Source organism: Mycobacteroides saopaulense (assembly GCF_001456355.1).
Taxonomy (GTDB): Bacteria; Actinomycetota; Actinomycetes; order Mycobacteriales; family Mycobacteriaceae; genus Mycobacterium; species Mycobacterium saopaulense.
Window position 1 is genome coordinate 3372799 of the sequence record NZ_CP010271.1, and the last position, 18175, is coordinate 3390973.

At 65.5% G+C, this 18175-nt stretch carries 18 protein-coding genes and 2 pseudogenes; 7 read left to right on the forward strand and 13 right to left on the reverse strand.

Translation table 11 applies throughout. The annotated features are described in order from the left end of the window. Positions 1–28: 28 nt before the first annotated feature. The 4 genes from MYCSP_RS16895 to MYCSP_RS16910 all read right to left on the reverse strand — a co-directional run bounded on the left by MYCSP_RS16895 (position 29) and on the right by MYCSP_RS16910 (position 4029). Positions 29–1192, reverse strand: a complete 1164-nt coding sequence (locus MYCSP_RS16895) for an acyl-CoA dehydrogenase (RefSeq protein ID WP_070910049.1) — start codon at positions 1190–1192, stop codon at positions 29–31. A 50-nt stretch (positions 1193–1242) separates the two neighbouring features. Continuing rightward, positions 1243–1749: a 5-(carboxyamino)imidazole ribonucleotide mutase gene (gene purE, locus MYCSP_RS16900; RefSeq protein WP_083335786.1), complete on the reverse strand. Its 507-nt coding sequence runs from the start codon at positions 1747–1749 to the stop codon at positions 1243–1245. Between the two features lie 21 nt (positions 1750–1770). Continuing rightward, positions 1771–2988: a 5-(carboxyamino)imidazole ribonucleotide synthase gene (locus tag MYCSP_RS16905; protein WP_083335712.1), complete on the reverse strand. Its 1218-nt coding sequence runs from the start codon at positions 2986–2988 to the stop codon at positions 1771–1773. A 66-nt stretch (positions 2989–3054) separates the two neighbouring features. Continuing rightward, positions 3055–4029 (reverse strand): quinone oxidoreductase family protein, encoded by a 975-nt coding sequence (locus tag MYCSP_RS16910; protein WP_088414451.1) that lies wholly within the window; start codon positions 4027–4029, stop codon positions 3055–3057. A gap of 103 nt (positions 4030–4132) precedes the next feature. On the opposite strand from MYCSP_RS16910, the gene MYCSP_RS16915 reads away from it, so the two are divergent. Both MYCSP_RS16915 and MYCSP_RS16920 read left to right on the forward strand, forming a co-directional pair. After that, entirely contained in the window at positions 4133–5155 is a 1023-nt protein-coding gene (locus tag MYCSP_RS16915) for an AraC family transcriptional regulator (protein WP_083013648.1), read from the forward strand. Positions 5156–5229: 74 nt separating this feature from the next. Then, positions 5230–5958: a GtrA family protein gene (locus MYCSP_RS16920; protein ID WP_070909542.1), complete on the forward strand. Its 729-nt coding sequence runs from the start codon at positions 5230–5232 to the stop codon at positions 5956–5958. Here MYCSP_RS16920 and MYCSP_RS16925 read toward each other — a convergent pair. The 6 genes and pseudogenes from MYCSP_RS16925 to MYCSP_RS23170 form a co-directional block, all read right to left on the reverse strand. Further along, complete coding sequence (locus MYCSP_RS16925; protein WP_083013649.1) at positions 5874–6431, reverse strand: PH domain-containing protein; 558 nt, start codon at positions 6429–6431, stop codon at positions 5874–5876. The two genes, MYCSP_RS16920 and MYCSP_RS16925, sit on opposite strands and share 85 nt — an antisense overlap. A gap of 11 nt (positions 6432–6442) precedes the next feature. Further along, positions 6443–7237 (reverse strand): biotin--[acetyl-CoA-carboxylase] ligase, encoded by a 795-nt coding sequence (locus MYCSP_RS16930; protein ID WP_070909539.1) that lies wholly within the window; start codon positions 7235–7237, stop codon positions 6443–6445. Positions 7238–7255: 18 nt separating this feature from the next. Next, positions 7256–8395, reverse strand: a complete 1140-nt coding sequence (locus MYCSP_RS16935; RefSeq protein WP_083013650.1) for a Rieske 2Fe-2S domain-containing protein — start codon at positions 8393–8395, stop codon at positions 7256–7258. A gap of 41 nt (positions 8396–8436) precedes the next feature. Further along, positions 8437–10104, reverse strand: coding sequence for an AMP-binding protein (locus tag MYCSP_RS16940; protein WP_083013651.1), 1668 nt, complete (start codon positions 10102–10104; stop codon positions 8437–8439). After that, positions 10101–10226, reverse strand: a pseudogene (locus MYCSP_RS16945) (nuclear transport factor 2 family protein); the annotation flags it as partial. The pseudogene MYCSP_RS16945 and the gene MYCSP_RS16940, both read right to left, overlap by 4 nt. Continuing rightward, positions 10219–10343 (reverse strand): annotated as a pseudogene (locus MYCSP_RS23170) (PucR family transcriptional regulator); the annotation flags it as partial. The pseudogenes MYCSP_RS23170 and MYCSP_RS16945, both read right to left, overlap by 8 nt. A gap of 106 nt (positions 10344–10449) precedes the next feature. On the opposite strand from MYCSP_RS23170, the gene MYCSP_RS16950 reads away from it, so the two are divergent. Genes MYCSP_RS16950 through MYCSP_RS16960 form a run of 3 tightly spaced genes read left to right on the forward strand, consistent with a single transcriptional unit; the run spans position 10450 to position 14122 of the window. After that, on the forward strand, positions 10450–12060 hold the full coding sequence (locus tag MYCSP_RS16950; protein WP_083013652.1) for an acyl-CoA carboxylase subunit beta: 1611 nt from the start codon (positions 10450–10452) through the stop codon (positions 12058–12060). Beyond that, positions 12057–12359: an acyl-CoA carboxylase epsilon subunit gene (locus tag MYCSP_RS16955; RefSeq protein WP_407661558.1), complete on the forward strand. Its 303-nt coding sequence runs from the start codon at positions 12057–12059 to the stop codon at positions 12357–12359. Before MYCSP_RS16950 ends, MYCSP_RS16955 begins: the two co-directional genes overlap by 4 nt. Positions 12360–12397: 38 nt before the next feature. Continuing rightward, on the forward strand, positions 12398–14122 hold the full coding sequence (locus MYCSP_RS16960; RefSeq protein WP_088414453.1) for a Maf family protein: 1725 nt from the start codon (positions 12398–12400) through the stop codon (positions 14120–14122). Here the strand turns inward: MYCSP_RS16960 and MYCSP_RS16965 are convergent. Beyond that, positions 14119–14775 carry a TetR/AcrR family transcriptional regulator gene (locus MYCSP_RS16965; protein ID WP_088414455.1) on the reverse strand — a complete coding sequence of 219 codons (657 nt, stop codon included), beginning with the start codon at positions 14773–14775 and terminating at the stop codon, positions 14119–14121. The two genes, MYCSP_RS16960 and MYCSP_RS16965, sit on opposite strands and share 4 nt — an antisense overlap. A 71-nt stretch (positions 14776–14846) precedes the next feature. On the opposite strand from MYCSP_RS16965, the gene MYCSP_RS16970 reads away from it, so the two are divergent. Both MYCSP_RS16970 and MYCSP_RS16975 read left to right on the forward strand, forming a co-directional pair. Then, complete coding sequence (locus tag MYCSP_RS16970; RefSeq protein ID WP_088414457.1) at positions 14847–15557, forward strand: dienelactone hydrolase family protein; 711 nt, start codon at positions 14847–14849, stop codon at positions 15555–15557. Next, entirely contained in the window at positions 15554–16306 is a 753-nt protein-coding gene (locus MYCSP_RS16975) for a class I SAM-dependent methyltransferase (RefSeq protein ID WP_088414459.1), read from the forward strand. Before MYCSP_RS16970 ends, MYCSP_RS16975 begins: the two co-directional genes overlap by 4 nt. Here MYCSP_RS16975 and MYCSP_RS16980 read toward each other — a convergent pair. Both MYCSP_RS16980 and MYCSP_RS16985 read right to left on the reverse strand, forming a co-directional pair. Continuing rightward, complete coding sequence (locus MYCSP_RS16980) at positions 16303–17691, reverse strand: GntP family permease (RefSeq protein ID WP_088414461.1); 1389 nt, start codon at positions 17689–17691, stop codon at positions 16303–16305. The two genes, MYCSP_RS16975 and MYCSP_RS16980, sit on opposite strands and share 4 nt — an antisense overlap. Further along, positions 17688–18167 carry a gluconokinase gene (locus tag MYCSP_RS16985; protein WP_165757444.1) on the reverse strand — a complete coding sequence of 160 codons (480 nt, stop codon included), beginning with the start codon at positions 18165–18167 and terminating at the stop codon, positions 17688–17690. Before MYCSP_RS16985 ends, MYCSP_RS16980 begins: the two co-directional genes overlap by 4 nt. Positions 18168–18175: the final 8 nt, after the last annotated feature.

Here is an 18175-nt window from a genome sequence, read left to right on the forward strand (position 1 = left end):
GCGCCAATGTCATCTCGACATCACGGTGTTAGGAAGTCAGCAGCGCGCGACTCATGACGACGCGCTGAATCTGGTTGGTGCCCTCGTAGATCTGGGTGATCTTGGCATCGCGCATCATGCGCTCCACCGGGAAGTCCGTGGTGTACCCCGCGCCACCGAACAACTGCACGGCGTCGGTGGTGACCTCCATGGCCACATCGGACGCGAAGCACTTCGAGGCCGACGAGATGAAGCCCAGCCCCTTCTCGCCACGCTCGGCGCGGGCCGCGGCCGTGTAGACCATCAACCGGGCGGCTTCCACCTTCATCGCCATGTCGGCGAGCATGAACTGCACACCCTGGAAGTCACTGATGGACCGGCCAAACTGCTTGCGGTCCTTGGTGTATGCGATGGCCTGGTCCAGCGCACCCTGCGCGATGCCGAGGGCCTGCGCGCCGATGGTCGGACGGGTGTGGTCCAGCGTCTCGAGGGCGGTCTTGAAGCCGGTACCCGGCTGCCCGATGATTCGGTCACCCGGGATGCGGCAGTTCTCGAAGTACAGCTCGGCCGTCGGCGAACCCTTGATGCCGAGCTTGTGCTCCAGCGGACCGACGGTGAATCCCTCGTCGTCCTTGTGCACCATGAACGCGGAGATTCCATGCGCCTTCTTCTCCGGGTCGGTCACTGCCATCACGGTGTACCAGGAGGACTTCCCGCCGTTGGTGATCCAACACTTGGAGCCGTTGATGACCCAGTCATCACCATCGGCCTTGGCGCGGGTGCGCATGCCGGCCGCGTCGCTGCCGGCCTCTCGCTCGGAGAGCGCGTAGGAGGCCATTGCCTCGCCACTGGCAATCGAGGGCAAGACCTGCTTCTTCAGCTCTTCCGAACCGCTGAGGATCAGGCCCATGGTGCCGAGCTTGTTGACGGCGGGGATCAGTGACGACGACGCGCAGACCCGGGCCACCTCTTCGATGACGATGCAGGCGGCCACGCTGTCGGCGCCCTGACCGTCGTACTCCTCCGGGACGTGCACGGCATTGAAGCCGGAGGCAACCAGTGCGCTGAGCGCTTCCTCGGGGAAACGCGCCTTCTCGTCGACGTCCTTGGCGTAGGGAGCGATCTCTTTCTCGGCCAGACCACGGATGGCAGCACGCAACTCGTCGTGCTCCTCAGCCAGCTTGAACAGGTCAAACGACGGGTTTCCTGCCATCATGCCTCCAGCGTCCATCAGAGTTAGTCGGCATTAACTGTACGTCACGGTCAAATCTCTTCGCCCATCAGTCTGCGCCGCAGGGCCTCGTCTTTCTCCAAAACGGTGGCTTCCATGCTCGCCTGGAAGGCGACGACCTTGTCCCGCAGCGCGGCGTCGGAGACGCCGAGGATTCGTGCGGCAAGCAGTCCGGCGTTGCGGGCTCCACCGATGGACACCGTCGCGACCGGAACGCCGGCGGGCATCTGCACGATGGACAGCAGGGAATCCAGGCCGTCCAGCCGGGCCAGCGGTACCGGCACACCGATCACCGGCAGCGGGGTCGCCGAGGCCACCATGCCCGGCAGGTGCGCGGCACCACCGGCGCCGGCGATGATCACTTCAATGCCCCGCTCAGCGGCTGTCTGTGCGTACTCCAGCATGCGCCCGGGGGTGCGGTGCGCCGAGACGACACCCACCTCGAACGGAATCTCAAACTCCGCCAAGGCATTCGCGGCATCCGACATCACCGACCAGTCGCTGTCGCTGCCCATGATCAAGCCGACCCGTGCGCTCACTTGTGCCATCCCTTCTTCGCGTTAGCGCTCATCAGCATGTGCCCGCCAACCATCCGTCCATATCCCGTGTGACAACCAGTGCGCCGCGCGCTCGGCGCGCTCGCGGACCTCCGCGACATAGTGCGGGTCGGCCAGCGAACCATCCACGCGGCCTTGAATATTCACATGCCCGAGCTTGCGGCCCGGGCGCTCGCCCTTGCCGTACAGATGCACCTTCGCCTCCGGGATGCGGCCCATCAGGTGGTGCATGCGCTCGTCGAGCGACATCGCCGGCGTCTCCGGCGCACCCAGCACGTTCGCCATCACGGTGACGGGGGCCAGCGGCGCGGTGGAGCCGAGCGGGTAATCCAGCACGGCACGCAGGTGCTGCTCGAACTGCCCGGTCCGCGCGCCGTCCATGCTCCAATGCCCGGAATTGTGCGGTCGCATCGCCAACTCGTTGACCAGCAGCCGACCGTCGTTGGTTTCGAACAGCTCCACCGCCAGACACCCGGTCACACCGAGTTCGTCGGCGATCCGCAACGCCAGCTGCTCAGCTTCCAGCGCCAGGTTCTCGGGCAATTCGGGCGCCGGAGCGATCACCACGGCGCAAATCCCGTTCCGCTGAACGGTTTCCACCACCGGCCAGGCGGCACCCTGCCCAAAGGGAGAGCGGGCCACCATGGCCGACAGTTCGCGCCGCATGTCCACGCGCTCCTCGGCAAGCAGCTCCACTCCGGCGGCCAGTTGCTCGGCGGCCACCGCACGCGCCTCGTCGAGATCATCGGTGATCCACACCCCGCGACCGTCGTATCCGCCACGCACCGCCTTCAGCACGACCCGGCTACCCGTCTCCGCGGCGAATCGCTCGACATCGGCGACGGTTCGGACGTCGGCGAAACCAGGCACCGGCGCGCCGATGTCCCGCAGCTTGCGCCGCATGAACGTCTTGTCCTGCGCGTAGATGAGGGCGGACGGCGGCGGCTGCACGTTGACGCCCTCGTTCTGCAGGGTTTCCAGGAACGCGGTGGGAACATGCTCGTGATCGAAGGTGACCACGGTGGCGTCCTTGGCGGCACGACGCAGGTCGTCCAGGTCGGTATGCGAACCAAGGACGACATCGGGGGTTACTTGAGCCGCCGGTTCATCGGCGGCATGGGCCAGCACCCGCAGGGTCTGACCGAGAGCGATCGACGCCTGATGGGTCATCCGGGCCAGCTGACCGCCACCGATCATGGTGACCACGGGAGTCGCGGACACAGCTGAGCCGCTTGCGCGAAGACCATCAGACACAGACATATGTTGTCATGCTGGCCGCATCACCCGTCACAGTGAGAAGACGGACTGCCCGACCGTGACACCGGACTCCAGATCGCGATGCGCCTGCACGGCCTCGTCGAGCGCGTAGCGGCGCCCGATGTCGACGCGTATCCGGTGCGCGGCGATATGCCCGAACAACTCCCCGGCAAGCTCTGCCCGCTCGGCCGGGTCGGCGATGTAGTCGGCCAGCGCCGGTCTGGTGACGTATAGCGACCCCTTGGCCGCCAACTGCATCGCATCGATCGGCGGCACCGGCCCCGATGCGGTGCCGAAACACACCAGCAGCCCCCGCCGCGCCAGCGAGTCCAGTGAGGATTGATGGGTCGTCTGGCCGATTCCGTCGTAGACGACGGAAACTCCCGCTCCATCGGTGAGCTCGCGTACCCGTCGGGCAACATCCTCCCGCGGGTAGATGAGCACGTGCGCGCAACCGTTGGCCCGGGCAATCTCGGCCTTTTGCTCGGTAGAGACGGTGCCAATGACGTTGACGCCCAGCAGCTTCGCCCACTGCAGGAACATCAGCCCGACGCCGCCCGCGGCGGCGTGCAGCAGCACGGTGTCTCCAGGCCGCAGCGGATGAATCCGCCGCAGCAGGTATGCGGTGGTCAGTCCCCGCATGGTGACAGCCGATGCGGTATCGAAGGAAACGTCGTCGGGCAGAGCGATGAGATGCGCGGCGGACATGACGCGTTCGGTGCTGTAGGCACCCAACGGGCTGCCCGTGTACGTGACCCGCTCACCCACGGTGAACTCGCGCACCCCGGGCCCGGTCGCCTCGATGACACCCGACGCCTCCACCCCCATACCCGCGGGCAGCGCTACGGGGTACACACCGGTCCGGAAATAGGTGTCCGCGAAGTTCAAACCCACCGCGTGATGCCGAATCCTCACTTCGCCGGGTCCCGGGTCACCGACTCGAACGTTCGCCCCGCGCAGAACCTCCGGTCCGCCGGTCTCGTGAATCCGTACCGCGTAGGCCATGGCCCGCCCTTTCGTCCGAGGTGGTATGCCTCTCCGACGCTAAGCCGATGACCACGTACATACTTATCTTTAGGAGACTCTTTTCTATTCTTTTGGGGACAACATGGACGTCCGACTTGTGCGATTCGCGGCCTTGAGCGGATACGTCGAGGTGGCGAAGGCGGCCGGCCTGGACCCGGCGCGCATGCTGTTGGACCAGGGGCTCGACCCGGTGGGGCTGATGCAACCCGACCGTTGGGTGGCCGTCGGTGCGGTCGCGGCGCTCTTGGAGGCGTCCGCCGACGCCAGCGGGCTGGATGACTTCGGCCTCCGACTGGCCGAACGGCGTCGGCTGTCGAGCCTCGGGCCGCTTAGCTTGGTGTTACGGGAACAATCCACGGTGCGCGACGTGGTCACGCTGTTGTGCCGACACGAATCGATGTACAACGAGTCCCTGCGGATCCGGGTCGCCGAGCGCGGGGGAATCGCCGCCATCCGGCTGGTTCTCGATCTGGAGGAAACCGGTGAGAGCACCCAATCCACCGATTTGGCGATGGCGGCGCTCGCCGGCGTGCTCCGCACCTTCCTGGGCAACATGTGGCAGCCGCTGAAGGTCAACCTCCGGCGTGCGACCTCTTCTGATCCACGAATGCATCACCGCGCCTTCGGGCCACACATCGAGTTCGCACAACCGCTCGACGAGATCCTGGTGTACGCCACCGATCTTGACCGCCGGAACGACAGCTTCGACCCCCTGCTGCGTGAATACAGCCAAACAATTCTCGAGTCGCCGGACCGGCCTCGGGACACGACGATGGTCGATCGTGTCCGAGATCTCATCGAGCTGCTGTTGCCACTGGGGCGCTGCTCGGTGGAGCACGTCGCCCGAAGCCTGGGAGCCGACCGCCGAACCATCCATCGTCATCTGGCCAGTGAAGGCACGAGTTTCAGCGCCCTGTTGGACGCCACCCGGCTCGAATTGGCCGACCACCTCGTCACGAGCGACCGCCATAGCCTGACCGAGGTCTCCGAAATGCTGGGGTTTTCGTCTCCCAGTAACTTCAGCCGCTGGTTCCGCACCCATCGCGGGACGAGCCCGCGAGCATGGCGCAATGTGCACGCCGACTCCGGTCCTGGCGGCAACTGAACGAACGGCCCATACCCTGCGACGTCAGCCGACCGCTTCGCACTGCCATGCCATCTTCCGTACACTCGCCATTTGTGTCTTTCGCCGATGCCACCATCGCCCGGCTGCCCCGGTTCATCCGGCCTGTCGCCGAGCGGCACCACGAGCTGATCAAGTTCGGAATTGTCGGCGCCACCACGTTCATCATCGACTCGGGCATCTTCTACGCGCTCAAGCTGACGATCCTGGAGCCCAAGCCCCTCACCGCCAAGATCATCTCCGGCATCATCGCCGTCATCGCCTCCTACATCCTCAACAGGGAGTGGAGTTTCCGGGACCGGGGCGGCCGGGAGCGCCACCACGAGGCGCTGCTGTTCTTCGCGGTCAGCGGCATGGGCGTGATCATCGCGATGATTCCGCTGTGGGTGTCGAGCTACATCTTCGAGCTGCGCGTACCGAATGTCAGCCTGACGGTGGAGAACATCGCCGACTTCATCAGCGCGTACATCATCGGCAACCTGCTGCAGATGGCGTTCCGTTTCTGGGCCTTCCGCCGCTGGGTGTTCCCCGACGAGTTCGGGCGCCATCCGGAGCAGCCCGTGGCCTTGGTGACCACCGAGCCCTCCGACGAGGACGAGCCCGAGAACGTCACGCCGCTGCACCCGCATTCGGGGCTGCCCAACAGCGCCACCGTGCATCACGGCACCGAGGTCGGACGCGGCCTATACGGCTCGGCGCATCACGTGGCGGGCGGCCGTTCCCGGCCGCGCCCGGTGGAGCGGCTGTCGCCCTCTTCGGAACCGAGGGTGTCGAAGACCTCGTGATACAGCAGCGAGTGGACGTATTCCACTCGCGGTATCTCATGAAATTCCAGCGGGTCCTGTGACGCCGATTCGATGATCAGCGTGCCGGTGCGCAGAATCCTGTCGACCAGGCCGTGCCGGAACTCGACACTGTTGACCCGTGCCAGCGGGATATCGATCCCCGAACGGCTCAGCAATCCGTGACGGAACATCACCCGCCGGTCGGTGATGACGAAGTGGGTGGTCAACCAGTTCAGGAACGGCCACACACTCAGCCAACCGACCAGCACCAGCCAGACCACACCGATGGCGATCATCACCACGTTCTTCGCGGTGGGCTGCCAGTCCGTGTTGTCGACCATCGCGGCCACGAAGGCGGCGGCACCGGTCGACAGAATCAACACCAGCGCGGGCCCGATCAGCCGCTTCCAATGTGGATGGCGATGCAACACCACCTGCTCGTCGTCGGCGAGCACGTTTTCCGGATACCCCACGTGCAGCGACTTTACTGCCCGGTCAGCGGCCGCAGATGCGTAATGTCGCCGGCCGTGACCGCGGTGACGGTGCCATCGGCATCCTCGATACGCAGCTGTCCGTCATCGCCGAGCCCGACCGCGACGCCGATCAGTTCGCGCTCGCCCGGAAGTTCCGCGCGCACCCGCGAACCCAGGGTGACACTGCGCTGCCGGTAGTCCTCCAACAGTCTCTCGTCGACACCCCGGGCGCTCCGCCAGTGCTCGATGCGGCCACTCAGTTCTCGCAGTACCGCGCGTGCCAGCGCGTTGCGGTCCGGGTTGGCCCAGCCGAGGATCGTCAGGGACGTTGCGTTGGGGTCGGGCAACTCATGTTCGGTGAAGGTGGCGTTGAGCCCGAGCCCAAGCACGATGGCCGACTGGGGCGTCGCGACCTCGGCGAGGATCCCGCAGAGCTTGCGCCCCTCCACCAGCACGTCATTCGGCCATTTGAGTCCGGCCTGGATTCCGCTGACCTCGGCGACGGCGTCGACGATCGCCACCCCGGCCAACAGCGGTATCAGTCCCCACCGGTCCGGAGGCACCTCTCCCACCCCGATGCCCACCGACATCGACAGTTGGGTGTGCGCCGGGGCGCCCCAGCTGCGGCCGTGGCGGCCGCGTCCGGCGCTCTGGTGCTCAGCGAGCAGCACGACGCCGTCGATGTCCTCCCCTGCCGATGCTCGTGCCACCAGATCGGCGTTGGTGGATCCGGTTTCGTCGACGACGTCGATGCGACGCCATAGTCCGCCGGGGCTGTCGGTAAGGGTGAGTCTGTCCGAAGTCACGGACCCAGCCTAGGGCTGTCAGGAAGTTGCCGCGGCCGCTCGCTCGGCGAGATTCTCTTCGACCTCGTGCACCCACACGTCGTGGGCGTGCGTGGTGTCCACCTCGATCTCGAACCGCTCGGTCATATCCGGGGTGACGTCGGCCTGGTTCACATAGAACTGCTCATACCAGCGGCGGTGCTGATAGACCGCGCCGTCCTCCTGCGTGAGCAACGGATTATCGATCCGCGTCTTGTTCTTCCAGATCTCGACATCCTCCAAGAATCCATCGCCAAACGATCTGGCCATCGCGGCGGCGAGCTTGCGCGCATTCTCCGGCGGCAGGTCGGGCATCTCCTGGATGGCGACACCCCACTGCAGCACAAAGGAGTCATGCGTCACCGGGTAGTGGCAGTTGATGAGCGCTACCTCCACGGTGAATCCCGGACCGAGGTCGTTGTGAATCCAGTCGATCATGTACGCGGGCCCGAAATACGTCGCCTCCGAGCGCACACCCGTTCCTTCCCAAAGCTTTTCAGGGTTCGGAACATAGTCGGGCCGCGGCTTGGACTCCATGAACTGGCTTGCCGTCTGCCCCTCGATGACATTCTTGAAATACGTGGGATAGGCGTGGTGGATGTAGAAGAAGTGCGCCATGTCCACGTTGTTGTCGACGATCTCGCGACAGTGCGACCCCTCGATGAGGATCGAATTCCATTGCCACGACGACCATTTCCCTTCCTCGAAGCCTTCGATCGTCGGCGGAGCCAGCTCCGGGGGCGGCGTGGACCCTTCCGGGTCGTGCCACACCAGCAGCTGACCGTTCACCTCAAGAGTGGGCCAGCTGCGGGTGCGGGCCAGCTTGGGGGTGCGCTTGGCGTAGGGCACCAGCTTGCACTTGCCGTCACCGCCCCAGCGCCAATCGTGGAACGGGCAGGCCACGTTGTCGTCCTTGATCGTGCCCTGTGACAGGTCGCCGCCCATGTGGCGGCAATATCCGTCCAACACCTTGATATCGCCGTGCGAGTCGGCGAACACCACCAGCTTGGTACCGAACGCCTCGATGCCGTGCGGCTGTCCGTCCTGGAACGACTCGGCCAAGCCCAGACAGTGCCATCCCCGGGCAAACCTCGTCATCGCTGTGCCGCTGTCGATTTCGCGAATCGCCTCGTCAGTCATCGGGGGCTGTCCTTTCGCTGACTTGCCTTCAATAGTGCGCTCTACAGCAGCCGTTGTCGTCCATATGCCGTGAATTGAGCGTCGAGTTCGGTTTTGTCATCCGAACTCATGCGCCGGAACAGCGGGGCGCCTCGGCCCGCCCAACGGAACACGGGCTCGTCGGTATGCCAGCGCTGCTCCTGCAGTTCGCGTTTGAGCACCTTGTTGGAGCCCGTAACGGGCAGGCGGGCCGAAACCCGGAGAAAGCGCGGAATTCCCTTGCTTCCCAAATCCTCCTGTGTCGACAGATAGTCGGTGAACCCGTCCACGTCGAAGGTGTCCGGGTCGACCACTTCGATGGAGGCCATCACCTGATCGCCCGAACGCGGGTCGGGTACCGCGTAGACACCGGCAGCGATCACCGCGGGGTGACGTCGCAGCACCCGCTCGATGGTCAGCGCCGAGATGTTCTCGCCGTCCACCCGGATCCAGTCGCCGCGACGGCCCGCGAAGTACATGAACCCTGCGCCGTCGAGGTACCCGAGATCGCCGGTCCAGTACCACCCGTTGCGGACGCGATCGGCGTCGGCATCGTCGTTCTTGTAGTAGCCCTCGAAGCCGCGCCGGCCCTGTTTGTCCACGATCTCGCCGACCGCCTCATCCGGGTTGAGCACGCGTCCATGCTCGTCGAGAACGGCTGCACCACAGTCCCGTAGCGTCTGCGGGTCGACGATCGCGACACCGTCGTGGGCGGGACGCCCCAACGCACCGGACGGCGCCTCGGGGTCCCGTACCACCGCTCCCCCGCCCTCGCTGGATCCGTAGCCCTCGAGCAGCTCCGCGCCGAACCGCCGCCGGAACTCAGCCTGATCCTCGGGTGAGGCCTCGGTACCGAATCCGCGCACCAGCGGGTTGTCGGCGTCGTCGGATCGCTCCGGGGTGGCCAACAGATATCCGAGCGCCTTGCCGACGTAGGTGAAGAAGGTCGCACCGAAGTACCGCACGTCGGGCAGAAATCGCGACGCGGAGAAGGCTGGGGTCAAACAGACCGTCGCTCCGTTGGCCAGCGCAGGTGCCCATAACGCCATCAGCGCGTTCCCGTGGAACAACGGCATGCAGCAATAGTCGACATCGGAGCGGACGTGCCCGAATTTCTCGGTGGCCAGGTGCGCGATCTGAGCCAGTCGACCCTGACTGCATTTCACCGCCTTGGAGGCGCCGGTCGTGCCAGAGGTGAACAGCAGCAGAAACAACGAATCGGCACTCACCCCGTCGGAAATCGCTGCCGGAGTGCGGTTCTCGTGGATCTGTGCGAGATACTCGGGGCTGTCGACCACCAGCAGCCGGTCGGCCGTCACACCGAGATCGAGACCCCGTAGCCGGTCGAGATGCTGAGTGTCGGTGACAATCAGCTGACAGTCGGTGTGACGGATCTCGGCGGCCATCTCCGCCGGTCCGCGCGTCGGGTTGATGCCGACGATGGTCGCCCCGCTCAGCGCGGCGCCGCCCAACCAGAAGATGAAATCGGGGACGTTCTCCAGCAGCACACCGATGTGAAAAGGCCCATCGGTTCGCAGCTTTCGCGCAAGCGTCGCCCGCGCGGCGGACTCACCGATCACCTGATCCCACGTCCAGTCGCGGTCGCGGGTACGCAATCCCGGATGGCTGTCGCCGACGCGCTCCAGGAGCATGGCCGCGATACCGGGTCGGGGAATGGACTCAGCGGTCATGTCCCCGATGATCCACCCGTGAGATCGCGGTACTCCTGAGGCAGCTCCTCGGCCGTCAGCTTGGTGATGCTGACCGGGCCGGAGTGATAGGAGTCTTCACCTCCGATGAAGCCGTCGGCATCCGGCGAGCTGCGCTGCCGAGCGCACCGCAGCCTCGGTATATCGGCGGCATCGAGCCGGTCGAAATGGGACACGATCGCGAACACCAGGTCGGCGTCCAGTCCAGGCTGTTTGTCCATCTCCTTCTATCTACCGCGATTGATGTGAATCATTCGACAAAATTTCTGAGAACTCTCTAAGGCCCATGCGCATTCTCCCGGGTAGGTCGCGATAGCATCGGGACCCATGACGACCACCGAGCCCGATATCCACACCACTGCGGGCAAGCTCGCCGATCTGCGCCGGCGCAGCGAGGAAACGCTGCACCCGGTCGGTGAGGCCGCCGTCGAGAAGATCCACGCCAAGGGCAAGCTGACCGCCCGCGAGCGCATCTACGCGCTGCTGGACGAGGGCTCGTTCGTGGAACTGGACGCGCTGGCCAAGCACCGCAGCTCCAACTTCGGCATGGAGGCCAAGCGACCGCTCGGCGACGGCGTGGTTACGGGTTTCGGCACCATCGACGGCCGTGACGTCTGCATCTTCAGCCAGGATGTCTCTGTCTTCGGCGGCAGCCTCGGCGAGGTCTACGGCGAGAAGATCGTCAAGGTGCAGCAGCTGGCCATCAAGACCGGCCGCCCGCTGATCGGCATCAACGAAGGTGCCGGCGCCCGCATCCAGGAGGGTGTGGTGTCGCTGGGCCTATACAGCCAGATCTTCCACAACAACATCATCGCCTCGGGCGTCATCCCGCAGATCTCGCTGATCATGGGCCCGGCCGCTGGTGGGCACGTGTACTCCCCCGCGTTGACCGACTTCATCATCATGGTCGACCAGACCAGCCAGATGTTCATCACCGGTCCCGACGTCATCAAGACCGTCACCGGCGAGGACGTCACCATGGAAGAGCTGGGTGGTGCGCACACCCACGAAGCCAAGTCCGGCACCGCGCACTATGTCGCCTCCGGCGAACAGGACGCGTTCGACTACGTCCGCGATGTCCTGAGCTACCTGCCGTCCAACAATGCCTCCGAGCCCCCGCGCTACCCGGGCCCCGAGCCCACCGACGGCGCGATCGCGGACCACCTCACCGACGAAGACGTCGAGCTGGACACCCTGATCCCGGATTCTCCGAACCAGCCGTACGACATGCACGAGGTCATCACCCGCATCCTCGATGACGACGAGTTCCTCGAAGTGCAGGCCGGCTACGCGCAGAACATCATCGTCGGCTTCGGCCGGGTCGACGGCCGCAGCGTCGGCATCGTGGCCAACCAGCCCACCCAGTTCGCCGGCTGCCTGGACATCAACGCCTCGGAGAAGGCCGCGCGGTTCATCCGCACCTGCGACTGCTTCGGCGTCCCGATCATCACTCTGGTGGATGTGCCCGGCTTCCTGCCCGGCACCGAGCAGGAGTACAACGGCATCATCCGTCGCGGCGCCAAGCTGCTCTACGCGTACGGCGAGGCCACCGTCCCGAAGATCACGGTCATCACACGCAAGGCCTACGGCGGCGCGTACTGCGTCATGGGTTCCAAGGACATGGGTGCCGACGTCAACGTCGCCTGGCCCACCGCACAGATCGCCGTCATGGGCGCCTCCGGCGCGGTCGGGTTCGTGTATCGCTCGCAACTGGCCGAGGCTTCCAAGAGCGGTGAAGACGTCGACGCGCTTCGTCTGCAGTTGCAGGCCGAGTACGAGGACACCCTGGTGAACCCGTACATGGCTGCCGAGCGCGGATACGTGGATGCGGTCATCCCCCCGTCGCACACTCGCGGCTACATCGCCACCTCGCTGCGCTTGCTCGATCGCAAGATCGTGCGGCTCCCACCGAAGAAGCACGGAAACATTCCGCTGTGACGAATGAAGAAGGTGCGTCCGTGACCGACGAGACCAGCGAGACCGTAACCACCGAAGCCGATTCCGGGAAGGTCAAGGCTGCCGACGTGCAGGTGCTCAGCGGCAACCCAACCGATGAGGAGATCGCGGCGCTGGTCGCGGCGCTCAGCGCGCTGGCCTCCAAGTCCGAGGCCGCCGACCTCAAACCCCGGAACCTCTGGGCCGAGCCGATCGACATGCTGCGCTACAGCCCACAGAGCTGGCAGCGGGTCACGCTCTTCGAGCGCGCCAAGCTGGCTCGCCCGCAGGGTTCTTACTAACTGTCACGTAGAGACGGGCGGACAGTAGAGTTCCGCGCGTGACTCCTGGTCTTCGCGCAAGCGGTTCGTCCGCCTTTGTCCTGGCTTCCGCGTCACCGGCTCGCGAGCGGATCCTGGAGCAGGCCGGTCTCAATCCGGTCGTCATCGTGTCGCATGTCGACGAACATCTCGTCATGGCGACGCAGCCCTCGGGCACCACCCCGGCACGTGCCGTAGAGGTGCTGGCCTGTGCCAAGGCCTTTGACGTCGCCACGACCCTCGCCGGTGAGGTGGCTGCCGACGCGGTGGTGCTGGGTTGCGATTCGCTGCTCCTGCTCGACGGCTCGTTGCAGGGCAAGCCGGGAACCGTCGAGGAGGCGCGGCGCCGCTGGGCCCTGATGGCCGGACGCTCAGCCGAGCTGCTCACCGGACACTGTCTGGTACGGGTCATCGACGGCAAGCCTGTCGCGCGCGTGAGTGAAACACGCTCGACCACTGTGCGTTTCGGTTCGCCTTCGGCCGAGGATCTCGAGGCGTACCTGGCCACGGGCGAGCCGCTCCAGGTGGCCGGGGCATTCACGCTCGACGGCCTGGGAAGCTGGTTCGTCGACGGCATCGACGGCGATCCGTCGAACGTGATCGGGGTCAGCGTGCCGCTGGTCGGTCGGCTGCTGGACAAGCTCGGCCTGTCCGCCTCGTCGCTGTGGGTTCGCCACGAAAAGCATGTGCCACCAAAGCCGTTCCATCCGGACACGCCCACCGTGACCCCGCTGCCGCCACACATGGTGGCACTGGTCGACTCCCTGCTGATGGTCGGACCCACTCAGCAGCAGGAGTTCAAGGATGCCCAGGGCAACCCGATTCCGCACATGGCGTCGGTCAATGCCAGCTTCCAAGCCGCCTGCCGCGACGATTCCTTCGACCTCGGTGTGCACACCAACCGTGGTGCCTGTCTGTGGACCGGCGACTACCTCAACACCGGCGACGGCATTCAGTTGATACCCGTCGATCCCGCGAGCCCGTCGGTTGCACTGGGCGGGCGTTCCAAACCCCTTGTGCTGCCCGCGGACGCACAAGACGGCGCCCGGCTGCTGCCCACCGGGTCGGCGGAGTTGGCACACCGGTCGCTGTTGTTCGCCTCCTGCATTCCCTCGCCCGGGTGCAGCACCTTCGTGTCTGCCGACACGACCGTGTACGACGTCAGTGAGCCGGGCAAGTCGTCCTACCGGCCGATGGGCGTCATGGCTGGCATCTCCCAACCGAGTGGGGTTGCCGCGCCGGGCCGACGGATGCTGGTGGCGGGAAACGTCGGAACCGGCCCCTGGGCACCACGTTTCGCGTGGCTCACCCCTCCGATCGACGATCCGGCATTTCTGGACTCGTCGGCATGGGAGAAGGTCGGAGAGATCAAGGGCGGCGGAGATCGGGAGAACCAGTTGTTCGCCCTGCCCGCAGGCGGTTTCGGACTGCTCGATGCGAACGGTTCGGGCGATGCGCATATCGGTCTCAAGCTCTTCCGGACTCCACAGGAACTGGTCAGCGAGCCCATGACCGTCCTCATCCGCAACGATCCGTCCGACCCGCGGCCGGACGACCCATTCATCTCCCGCGACCCACACAAGCTGCTGCAACCATACGGACCGCAGGTCGTCAAGATCACCATGAACAGCGACGGCACTCAAACGCTGTATTTCCTGGTGAGCCAATGGGTTACCGATCCGACGCGCGCCTACCGGACAATCCTGTACTCCATTGTGTTGGCGCCGCAATACCTGAGCATCTAGCCCTCGTCGAACAGGTCGGGGCGCTCGGCAACGTCGCGCCAGTCCTGCGGCGTACCCACCAGCGCCAGCGCGCTGCGCAGCATCGCGGCACGCACCGCCGGACGACCGGCCTCGGGTGTGGACAGGTACCGATAGCAGCCCGCCTGCATGCTGGCCATCAACACGGCCGACGTCTCCGCGGTGGGTGCGGGCCTTCCGCTCGCGACCAGGGCCTGCCGCATGACCTCGATGAGGCGCTTCTCGTACGCGGTCCGCAACCGGCGCGCCGGCGAGGAGGGATCGTTTTGTTCGACATGGAAGACGAGCCATGAGTCGCGGCCGCGTTCGGCGGTCTGCAGGTATGTATCCAGACCCGCACTGACCTGCTCGACCAAGTCGCCGCCGACGTTGGCCACCGGCTCCCATTGCGCCAGCATCTGCTGTTGGCTCTCCGTGACCAGCGCCGTGATCGCTTCGGCCACACCGTCGAAGAACGTGTAGAAGGTGGGTTTCGACAGCTCCGCGCGCTCGGCGATACGCGCGACGGTGGTGCCCCGGTAGCCGTACTCGGCGTAGACCGCGCCCGCAGCCGCCAGGATGCGGGCGCGTGTGGTGGCGCGCTGCTCGTCGGTTTGGGGCGGGCGCCCCCTGGACCGCCGGGCATTGACAGACATCGCGCCGCAGCCTACCTTTCATTTAATTTGACGTCAGCGTTAAGCAATTATGTCACGGAGGCCAGGCAGGCATGACCGACATCCGCATACCCACGCCCAGCGGCGAGATCGACGCGATCCTGGAGAAGCCCGGGGGCGACGGGCCCTGGCCCTCGATCGTCGTACTGCACGACATCAACGGGTCGACCCCCGATCTGCGCCGCATCACCAAGAACGTGGCGGCCAACGGCTACGTGGCCCTGGCCCCCGACCTGTACTCCCGTGGCCGGATCCGTTGCATAGCCAGGGTCTTGACCAATCTCGCGACCCGGCGTGGCCGCGCTGTCGAGGAGGTACTGGCCGCGCGCGAGTACGCCGAAGCCTTGCCCTACACCACATCCTCGGTCGGAGTGGCCGGCTTCTGCATGGGCGGTGGTTTCGTGCTGATCACCGCCACCAAGGGGTTCGACGCCGCCGCTCCCTTCTACGGCGCGATGCCCGGCCCCTACGGGGACCACTTCGAAGAGTCATGTCCCGTCGTCGCGAGTCTGGCGAGGCGCGACCCCTTCGTGATTCGCGGCGAGCCGCGGTTGCGTAAGGCGCTGGATGCCCATGGCGTCGAGCACGACATCAAGACCTATGACGCGGGGCACAGCTTCGCCAATCAGCTGCCGATGCAACCGCTGATGCGCATCGCCGGATTCGGGTACTCCGCCGAGGCCGAAACCCATGCATGGCAACGGGTCTACGCCTTCTTCGCCCAGCATCTTCGCGACGACGACCGCGTCCGGCAGGCCCAATGACGACGACGGCGGCATTGGATCGGCTCCGCGAGATCGTCCGTCCCCAAGCACTCAGTGGTGGCGTGCATTGCTCGGCCGGGTACCTCGATCTGTTGCCACCGCCATCGGATCAGCCCCAGCGCAGCGCCCAACGCGCCATGAACAATCCGCTGGTGGCCGCGGTCTACGAAGGGCCGTGGCGCTGGGGGCAGACCGTCGCCTACACCGGCATCACCCCGTCCGCCGAACGACGCCGCGCAGCGACCGCACTGCGCCTCACCGGTACCGGTCGGCTCCTGGATGTCGCATGCGGGCCCGGAAACTTCACCAAATACCTGGGACGGCAATTGAATCCGGATGCCCTTGCGGTCGGACTCGATTTCTCCGAACCCATGCTGCGCCGGGCGGTCCGGGTCAATGCCGCCGACGGCGTGGCCTACCTGCGTGCGGATGCCCGGACGCTACCGTTCGATGACGGGAGCTTTGATGCGGTGTGCTGCTTTGCCGCGCTGTACTTGGTGCCCGAACCCTTCAAGGTTCTCGACGAGATGATCCGGGTGTTGGCGCCGGGGGGCCGTATCGCGGTGATGACCAGTTGCACCCGTGGCCCCGCAGCATTGCGGTCGGCCTCGGTCACGCTGGCGGCCCGCGGTGGCCTGCACGGTTTCGACCGATCCGACATCACCTCGGTGCTGCGCGACAAGGGTTTTCAGGAGATCGAACAGGAAATCCGCGGCCTGTCACAGTTCATCAGCGCGACGAAGAGCTAGACGACGGCGCTGAGCAGCAGCACCATCGCGAATCCGACCACCGAGATCAGCGTTTCCATCACCGACCACGATTTGAGGGTCTGCCCCACCGTCATCCCGAAATACTCTTTCACCAACCAGAATCCGGCATCGTTGACGTGGGAGAAGAACAGAGACCCCGCACCTATCGCCAACACCAGCAGCGCCACATGTGCCGAGGGCATGTCGGCCGCGAGCGGGGAGACAATGCCGGCCGCGGTAATGGTGGCCACCGTCGCCGAGCCGGTGGCCAGCCGGATGAGCACGGCGATCAGCCAACCCAGCACCAGCGCAGGGATCTGCCATTTCTCCGACCAGGTGCTTACCGCGTCACCCACGCCCACGTCGATCAGGGTCTGCTTGAATCCGCCTCCCGCACCGACGATGAACACGATTCCCGCGATGGGGCCCAGCGATTTCTCGATGACGCCCGAGACACCGATACGGTCAAGACCCGAGGCTCGACCCAATGTCACCATCGCCACCAGCGTCGCTGCCAGCAGCGCCACCAGCGGTGCGCCGAATGCGTCGAAAATCCTCTGCACCAAGGATTTCGGATTGTCGATCACCACATCCGAAAGCGCCTTCGCCAGCATCAGTGTCACCGGTAGCAAGATCGTCGCCAGCACTGCGACGACGCTCGGAGCGGGCCCCTTGCGCTCGACCTCGGGCGCCGTCGCAGTGGGAATCTCCAACGGCCCCACCCAGCGTTCGGCGACCCGGGCATAGAGAGGCCCCGCGACGATCAAGGTGGGCACCGCCGCCAGGAGCCCCAGCGCCAGGGTGATACCCAAGTCCGCTTTCAGCGCGTCCACCGCCACCAGCGGACCCGGATGCGGGGGAACCAATCCATGCAATACCGACAGGCCGGCCAGCGCAGGGATCCCCACCCTCAGTAGCGGCACATTTCCCCGGCGCGCCACCAACAGCACGATCGGAATCAGCAGCACCACACCTACTTCGAAGAACAGCGGTAGGCCCAGCACCGCCGCTATCAACGCCACTGCCCACGGCAGCATGCGTGAACTGGACCGGGCGAGCACCGCATCGGCCACGATATTGGCACCGCCGGAGTCGGCCAACAGGCGTCCGAGCATCGCCCCCAAACCGATGAGCAGTCCCACACCGGCGATGGTCGAGCCGAAGCCCGCCACAAAGGATCCGAGTAGTTTGTCGAAGGGAACACTCGCGACGGCGGCGAGCGTTCCCGACCCCAACAACAGTGCCAGGAACGGATGCAGTTTGAGCCGGGTGATCAGCAGGATGATCACTCCGATGCTCAGCACCACGGCGGCCAGCAGCCGAGCATCGCTGGTGGTGTGCGGAACCTTCGCCGGGTCGGCCAACAACAGCACGCAGGCGTTCATGCGCCGAGCTGCCTCAACGCCTCTGCCACCAGTTCATCCGGCCCGGCGCTGACGTCCAGCACCGCACCTCGCTCATCGGGCTGCAACGGTTCGAGAATGTCGTACTGCGAATCGAGCAACGATGTCGGCATGAAATGTCCTGCGCGATGGGACATTCGGTCGCCGATGAGAACACGGTCCCCGGACAGATGGACGAAGAAGGCGTCCGGGTACCCCGCACGCAGCACGTCGCGGTAGCGACGTTTGAGCGCCGAGCAGGTGATGACCCCACCGGCGCCCTCGCGCCCACGCTCGGACATCCATTCGGCAATCTGCCGCAGCCATGGCCATCGATCATCGTCGTCCAGCGGGATTCCTGCCGACATCTTGGCGATGTTCGCCTCCGGGTGGAAGTCGTCGGCCTCGGCGTACGGGGCACCCAACCGCTGTGCGAGCAGGCGCGCCACCGTGGTCTTTCCCACTCCAGCAACGCCCATGACCACGA

Coding starts and splice junctions, on each gene's coding strand:
- MYCSP_RS16965 (WP_088414455.1), bottom strand. CDS start 14,775: ATGTCTGTCAATGCCCGGCGGTCCAGGGGGCGCCCGCCCCAAACCGAC.
- MYCSP_RS16970 (WP_088414457.1), top strand. CDS start 14,847: ATGACCGACATCCGCATACCCACGCCCAGCGGCGAGATCGACGCGATC.
- MYCSP_RS16935 (WP_083013650.1), bottom strand. CDS start 8,395: ATGACTGACGAGGCGATTCGCGAAATCGACAGCGGCACAGCGATGACG.
- MYCSP_RS16975 (WP_088414459.1), top strand. CDS start 15,554: ATGACGACGACGGCGGCATTGGATCGGCTCCGCGAGATCGTCCGTCCC.
- MYCSP_RS16950 (WP_083013652.1), top strand. CDS start 10,450: ATGACGACCACCGAGCCCGATATCCACACCACTGCGGGCAAGCTCGCC.
- MYCSP_RS16910 (WP_088414451.1), bottom strand. CDS start 4,029: ATGGCCTACGCGGTACGGATTCACGAGACCGGCGGACCGGAGGTTCTG.
- MYCSP_RS16915 (WP_083013648.1), top strand. CDS start 4,133: ATGGACGTCCGACTTGTGCGATTCGCGGCCTTGAGCGGATACGTCGAG.
- MYCSP_RS16985 (WP_165757444.1), bottom strand. CDS start 18,167: ATGGGCGTTGCTGGAGTGGGAAAGACCACGGTGGCGCGCCTGCTCGCA.
- MYCSP_RS16940 (WP_083013651.1), bottom strand. CDS start 10,104: ATGACCGCTGAGTCCATTCCCCGACCCGGTATCGCGGCCATGCTCCTG.
- MYCSP_RS16895 (WP_070910049.1), bottom strand. CDS start 1,192: ATGGCAGGAAACCCGTCGTTTGACCTGTTCAAGCTGGCTGAGGAGCAC.
- MYCSP_RS16980 (WP_088414461.1), bottom strand. CDS start 17,691: ATGAACGCCTGCGTGCTGTTGTTGGCCGACCCGGCGAAGGTTCCGCAC.